This window comes from Streptomyces sp. NPDC059142 (assembly GCF_042755665.1).
Classification (GTDB): domain Bacteria; phylum Actinomycetota; class Actinomycetes; order Streptomycetales; family Streptomycetaceae; genus Streptomyces.
The window spans coordinates 1-6681 of the sequence record NZ_JBHZDA010000158.1 but is presented as its reverse complement, the minus strand read 5'-3'; the positions used below and the strand labels follow the sequence as shown (position 1 = coordinate 6681).

6 protein-coding genes are annotated in these 6681 nt (G+C 73.0%); all 6 read left to right on the top strand.

Translation table 11 applies throughout. The features are described 5' to 3' along the window. Positions 1–132: 132 nt before the first annotated feature. The 6 genes from ACFXPK_RS31550 to ACFXPK_RS31525 all read left to right on the top strand — a co-directional run bounded on the left by ACFXPK_RS31550 (position 133) and on the right by ACFXPK_RS31525 (position 6638). On the top strand, positions 133–672 hold the full coding sequence (locus ACFXPK_RS31550; RefSeq protein ID WP_385000378.1) for a hypothetical protein: 540 nt from the start codon (positions 133–135) through the stop codon (positions 670–672). Positions 673–677: 5 nt separating this feature from the next. Beyond that, the gene (locus ACFXPK_RS31545; protein ID WP_385080558.1) at positions 678–905 is read left to right on the top strand and encodes a hypothetical protein; all 228 of its coding nucleotides are present in this window, start codon (positions 678–680) and stop codon (positions 903–905) included. A 255-nt stretch (positions 906–1160) separates the two neighbouring features. After that, positions 1161–3263: a hypothetical protein gene (locus ACFXPK_RS31540; protein WP_385080556.1), complete on the top strand. Its 2103-nt coding sequence runs from the start codon at positions 1161–1163 to the stop codon at positions 3261–3263. Positions 3264–3270: 7 nt separating this feature from the next. Further along, positions 3271–3687, top strand: a complete 417-nt coding sequence (locus ACFXPK_RS31535) for a conjugal transfer protein TraB (protein WP_385080554.1) — start codon at positions 3271–3273, stop codon at positions 3685–3687. Positions 3688–3811: 124 nt separating this feature from the next. Continuing rightward, positions 3812–6106 (top strand): hypothetical protein, encoded by a 2295-nt coding sequence (locus ACFXPK_RS31530; RefSeq protein ID WP_385080552.1) that lies wholly within the window; start codon positions 3812–3814, stop codon positions 6104–6106. Between the two features lie 37 nt (positions 6107–6143). Beyond that, positions 6144–6638: a hypothetical protein gene (locus ACFXPK_RS31525; RefSeq protein WP_385080551.1), complete on the top strand. Its 495-nt coding sequence runs from the start codon at positions 6144–6146 to the stop codon at positions 6636–6638. The last annotated feature ends 43 nt before the right edge of the window (positions 6639–6681 follow it).

Genomic DNA, 6681 nt, shown 5'->3' with positions numbered 1-6681 from the left:
GGCTGCTGAGCCCCGCCGACGCGGCGAAACACAGGACGCCGGTGCGCTGAGCCCGGCGTGTACGTCTGCGGGCTGGGCCCGCCTTCGCCCCCGAAGACGGCGGGCCCCTACCCCTGAAAGGAGATCACCCCCGTGCCCGAGATCGAGCAGATGAAGGACGACGTCCTCAACCGCGTCCCGACGGAGTTCCGGCCGCTGTTGAACCTGGAGCTGCTGTCGGCCTGGACGCTGGACCGGCAGCGTGAGCACAACGAGGACCTGTCCATGTACGAGGCCGGCCACGCCGCTTTCCAGGTCGCGCTGCGCTCGCAGCACGTCCACGGTGATGGCCGGTTCGCCGCCCGGTGGCGGGCCAGGAAGGTCAACAAGCACTGGAAAGCGCTGGTCAGGGCCTCGCGGAACGCGGCCCACGCGTCGGAGTCGCTGCGTACCTCCTACGCGGACCACGTCCGTACGGTGGCCGCCCTGCCTGCCCAGCGTGAACAGAAGGCCGTGGAGAAGGCCGAACGGCGGCGGCGCGGCAGCGACTTCGCGGCCAAGAGCCTGCACAAGACGGCCGCCGCGATGGCGCCGCGCCCGGCGGAGGGAGAGTCCCCGGCCAGCGAAACCGCTGGTCAGGCCCCATCTGCGCCGGTGCGGGGCATCGGTGACCTGTTCAAGAAGGGGGCCTGAGGCCGGTGTCGACGATCGGGGAGGCCCGCGAGGCCAACCAGCGTGATCACTGGGCGGCGCGCCAGCGGCGGCAACTGGAGGAGCGCGGCTCGAAGGGAGTCGCCGAGGCGTGGTGGGACCGGGTCAGGGCGGCGTGCAAGCAGTACGACCAGAAGCGTGGCCCGGAGGATCCGGACCCGTGGGAGGCGCTGGCTCGCACGCTGGAGAACTTCATCGAGCATCACGCCAAGTAACCATCACCATCATCATCACCACGGCAGGCGGGCCGGATCGGGGCTTCCAAGGCGGGCGCGCGGGCGCATGGGCGCGCGGGCGCGCGAGGATGCCCTATCCGGTCACTGTCTGTCAACCCAGGAGGACCTGTGGAAGACGACGAAGGCCGGAGGGTTTTGACCTTCCGGCCGAGGGGGGCGGTGCCCCCGGGGCTCCCCCCGCTCCCGGGGGCCGATCCCCCCGCACCCGCACCCGCGTCTACCGCCCCGCCCGCTGTGCCGGCCGAAGAGCCGGAGAGCGGCGGGGCGGCTCTCCTTCCGGCGCGTACGCGCCGGTCGGCGGCCGGATCGCTGGCCGCCCTGACGGCCGGGCCGCCCTCGCTGCCCCCGCTGCCCTCGGACCGGACCGCGAACACCACGGTGGCGCTGCGTTCGGAGGGCGTCGGTGACGGCGGGGACCGGGACGCGGAGGCTCCCGGCCTGGGGTCGCTGGGGCTCACGGCGATACTCGCCGTGGCCCTGGCGGCCCTGCGCGGTACGGCCACCGCCGTACAGGACTGGCGGCAGCGCCGTCTGGGGCGCGAGGCGGAGACCGCGCCGCTGCGCGAGGCCCGCCTCAAGCACCAGCTCGCCGAGGACGAGGCCCGTGCCAAGCACGGCCTGGCGGTGGCGGGCCTGGACGGCAGGGCCGACGGGAAGAAGGGGGTCCCCTCCAGCGGCGAGTACGGCCGCAAGGCCCTCGGCGGCGGGGGCGCCGGCGGCGGAAGCCGCGGTGGGTCCGGCGGGGGCCGGGCCCTGGCCCCCGCCGGACCCAAGGGGACCGGGTCGGCCGGGGCGGGCGGTTCCGGGGCGGGCCGGACCTTGAAGTCCGGTTCGACCGGGACCGGCGGCGGCTCGAAGGGGACGTCCTCGGGCGGCGGCGGCTCGAAAGGCCCCGGCGGCTCGAAGGGGAGCAGCGGTTCGCACGGCTCCAGTTCGCACGGCTCCGGCGGTGTCGGGTCGAAGGGGTCCCGGCCGAAGGAGTCGAAGAGGTCGGACGGTGCGTCGGGTGGGATCCGGTCGCCGCTGGGCGGCAAGTCGCCGAACGCGGCGTCCACACCGGCGCTGGAGCGGGCCAGGGGGCGTCAGGAGCGTGCCGCGGCCTGCCAGGACGGGAAGATCCAGCGGCGCGGGGCTGCCCACGCGGCCAAGGTCGAAGCCCGTACCCGCGATCGTGACCTGGCCCGCGGCCGCAAGCAGGCGGTCAAGGAGGCCCGGAGGGAGGCGAAGGAAGCCCGGGCGGCCGAGAAGCGGGAGAAGAAGGAGGAGGCCGCGGCCTCTGCCCCGGACCGCACCACGCTGGCCCAGGCCGCCGCGAAGGAGGCCCGGCGCCGACTGAAGAAGCGGCGCAAGAGGCTCGCTCCGCCGGTCATCAGCAAGGCGAAGAAGCCCAAGGGGAAAGGCGGCAAGAACAAGGCCGGACCGAAGGTCGACCTCACGAAGAAGCCGAAGCCGGTTGCGGGCGGTACGGGGCCGAAGGTCGACCTCACGAAGAAGCCGAAGCCGGTCTCGGGCGGTACGGGGCCGAGGGTCAGTCGCAAGAAGAAGCCGAGGACGCCGGCGGCGGGCAGGAAGAAGGTCCGGGTGACGAGGGGCAAGAAGTCCGGCCCGGCCACGGGGCCGGGGCCGTCCGCCCGGCGCAAGGAGCGCCGAAAGGAACGGGCGCGGCGGGAGGCCACCGCCGGGCCGGGCGCCTGGGTACCGCCGCCCCGTCAGGAGCGGCGCAGCGCCTACGAGTCGATGTGGGCGAGCGATCCCCGGCAGGAAACCGTGTGGAGCGCCGAGAGCATGCACGTTCCCGGCTCCACGGCCCGACGGTGGGAGCCGTCCGAGCCCGCAGCCCTGACGCGCGGGACACCCGGCCTGCCTCGCGCGGCGTACGGAGGCACGATCAGAAAGGAAGCGCGAGTGAACGCACCCGCGACCATCGATTCCATGCGGTCCCAGGCAGCCGCCGAGCACATGACGGAGGTGACCCTCGACGGCGTCCTGGACAAGCTGGCCGACGCCAAGGACAAGTGCCTGGCCACGTACGACGAGTGCGCGGTCCTCGCGCACCGGGCGGTCCAGCTCCGGGACGCCCTGCGGGAACTGGCCGCCGAACTGGCGGAGCGGCACAACATCATCGGGCGCCTCACCTCCCGGGCGCTGTACCGCCTGGCGGAGTCGATGGACCTGCTCAAGTCGAAGGCGGAGGCGATGCGTACGCGGTCCCTGGCCGCCGCCGAGTCCGTCGAGACGGCGCACGACGAGATGCACGACGCCTACCGGCCCGTGCAGCAGGCCGCCTTCGACGCGGGTCTGCACATGCCCTCCGCCCGTATCCACAACGAGGAATGAGGTGACCATGAGCGACCTGGTGCCCTACAAGGCCCCTCCGTTGCCGGTGAAGGGCGGACGTCTCGGATTCCTGAGCCTCGCCGGGAAGATGGCGACGCTCGCCGCTGCGGCCCTGGCCCTCAAGGAGGGGCTGTGGGTGCTCAAGCGGCGGATGGAGGAGGACGCCGACGACGCCGACGAGCTGGCCGAGATGTGTGTGGAGGCGGAGGTCGAGCCCCGTTTCACCGCGCTCATCAACGACGCGGGAACGGCTCTGCGTGACGTCGCGAAGGCGGCGGCCGCAGTGGCCGGGGCCGCCGACGAGATGGAGACGAACGCCCGCGGATTCGTGGACGCCCATCAGAGCGAGTACCGGGGCGTCTACGAGGTGGTGCGAGCCTCCGGCGTGCAGCAGGCGAAGGCGGGCTTCTACCGCAAGGACTGAACACCCAGCACAACCGCCATCAGACCCGTTGGACCTAACAGGTCCAACGGTGTGGAGGGGTCCGGCATCTCAGCCGGGCCCCTCCCCTCTTTGTTCCTGTTCGCTTCCGGATCTGGAGAACATCGTGACCACCGAACTGGTGGCGGCCGACGACGCGGCCGCGCCCGCCCCCGACCGGGGGCTCACACCGAGGACCGCCCGCCGCCTCGCGATCGCCGAACGGGTTCTGTACGGCGCGGCCGGCACCTGGGCGGCCGTCGGCCCCCTGACGGACGTGCCCTGGTGGGCACACGGCACGGCCGTGGTCACCGGCGCTCTGTCCGGGGGCCGCCTGTGGCGGCACACCGCCCGCCAGGACGGGCCGGGCCTGCTGCTCGCCACGATGCGGTCCCTGCCGGTCCTGGGCTGGTCCACCGCCTACACCGCCGGTCTGCTCGCCCCGGTCATCCACTACCCGAACGGGTGGCCGATGCTCGGAGCCGCTCTCTGGACGGCCGTGATGATCCCGATGGCACCCTGGACGCGCTCACGCGGGCTCAAGCGGGCCATCATCGCCCAGGTCCCCGAGTACGCGGACCAGGAGGAGACGGCACTCGTACCGGCCCGGCCCGCGCCGACCACCTACGAGGGTCACCTGCGGCTGATGTGGGAGCTGTCCCCCTCGACCGGCGCGACTGAGCTGTGCCGGATCCACCAGTACGACGCGGACCGGCCCGACTTCGAGGCGGTCATCCTCGCCCCGGCCGGGCAGGCCGTCCCCGCCACGGTCAACGTCAAGAGCGTCGCCGCGGTGTTCGACGTGCCGCCGGCCGCCGTTACGCTCCAGCCCGTCGACGGGTACGGGCCGGGCCGCCTGGCCGTGCGCGTCGCCCCGACCATGGCCGAGGACGACGCCAAGGACCAGGGCCTGGAACGGCTGTGGGCGCGCCGGGTCTCCGGACCCGGCGGCATGCTCCCCGGCATGGAGATGGTCGACCACCGCATCGACGAGGACCGCATCCGCATCCTGGTCGAAGCCGACGACGACGCGATGATCCACCTGCCGCGCAAGAAGCTCGCCCGGGCGCTGCACGCGGAAGACCCCGAGCTGGTCATGGTCGAGACCGACGGCATGGCCCGCGGCGTGGTCACCGTCTACCGCGAGCACCCCCTCATCAACATCCGCGAGGCCACCGCCGAGGACCTGACCATGGGCCCCGACGGGCTCATCCGTATCGGACTGCGCCACGACGGGCGCCCGTTCAAGATGGCCCTCTACAGCCCGGAACTCGGCGGGCTCACCGACCTGGCGGTCGGCGCCATGGGCTCCGGCAAGAGCGTCTTCCTCCTGACCGTGCTGGCCGCCGAACGCATCAGCGGCGTCATCTCCCTGGTAGCGGACGCGCAGTCCGGCATGTCGCTGCCCGAGGCGAAGGGCCGCGTCCGTCACTTCGGAGCCGGTATCGCCGCGCTCGGCGCCACCCTCGCCGCCGCCTGCGCGGTCGCCGACTACCGCGAGCAGGTGTCCTCCGCCAACGGCTGGGGCTCCTTCACCCTCGGCTCGCCCTGGAGCCTGGTGAACGTCACGCTGGACGAGATCAACATGGTCCTCGGTGAGCACGCCCTGGTGCCCCCGGAGTTCCGCAAGTGGGTCACCGGGATGATCGCCCGCCTCCAGCAGACCGGCCGCAAGTTCGGCTTCGGCATCCGCTTCGCGGGCCAGTCCATCCACGTCACCGACCTCGGCGACGCCGAGAAGATCCGGGCGAACGCCAAACAGGGCCTGGTGTGGATGGGCCGCGTCAACTCGAACATGACGCAGTCGATGGCCTCCGACATGGTCAGCGACGGCACCGAGATCACCCCGATCCGGCCGTTCTTCGGCAACGTCTCCGACGAACTGATCGCGGCCTGGGACGGCAAGGAGACCCCGCCCGGCCCGGTCACCGCGGGCATGGCCTGGGGCTTGCAAGGCGGCCGCGCGGTCCTCATGCGGGTCTTCAAGGCCCTGAAGAAGGACAAGACCTACCCGCATCTGATCAGCCTCTTCGAGACGGCCCCGGCCATCCCCGGCTTCACCCCCGAGGAGGACCGGATCTTCCAGGCCGCCTACGCCGATTCCCTGGCCGCCGCGGAGCACTTCCTCGCCGGTGAATCCGACGACGAGGACGGCGATGGAGGCGGGAAACGCAAGAGCAAGCGGCCCGGGCCGCCCCGCACCTCGGCACCCGCCGCCCCGAAGTCGCTGCGCGACCAGGTCCTCGACGCCCTCGCCGACGGCGAGACCCGCCGTACGCGTGAGATCCGCTCCGAGGTCGGCGTCGGCACCCCCGACGGCCCGGCCGCCGGATCCGTCGACAACGCCCTCTCCAAGCTCGCCGGAGAGGGCCTGGTCGTACGCGCCGGCCACGGCTCGTGGGCCCTCGCCCCCACCCCCTGACCCAGCCCCCTTCCCTCGGACCAAGGAGTCCCAGCCCGTGAACCAGCCCTCGCTCCCCCCGCTCAGCGACGAGGAGGCCGCCCAGACGGCCCGCCGCCTCATCCAGGACGGCTACCGCCCCGACGCGCCGGTGGCGACGTCGTACCGCGACGCCACGCCCGTCCCCGCCGTCGGCACCGCCCCGCCCGTGCCGCAGCCCGGCCGCCCGCCGATGAGCCAGCGCGCCACCGACCTCAGCGGCGTCATGCTCGCCGCGGGCATCACCTCCGTCCCGCTCGCCGGATCGGCCTCCCTGGTCCTGTGGACGGTCGGCAGCCTCGACCCCGTCGTCGTCGCGCTCATCTGCGGAACCCCCGTCGCCGTCCTCGGCGCCCTGTCCCGCGTCGTCAGGCGGACCAAGGACACCGTCGCCGCGGCCCCGCCCACGCACCACCACCACTACGGCGGCGCGCAGATCTACCAGGACCACAGCACCCACAGCACCCACACGCCCGCCCCTCGTCACGCCCTCGGCCAGCGACCCACCGCCTGACCCGCTCCCCGCCGCGACCCCACACCCCCGGCCCCTGTTGGAC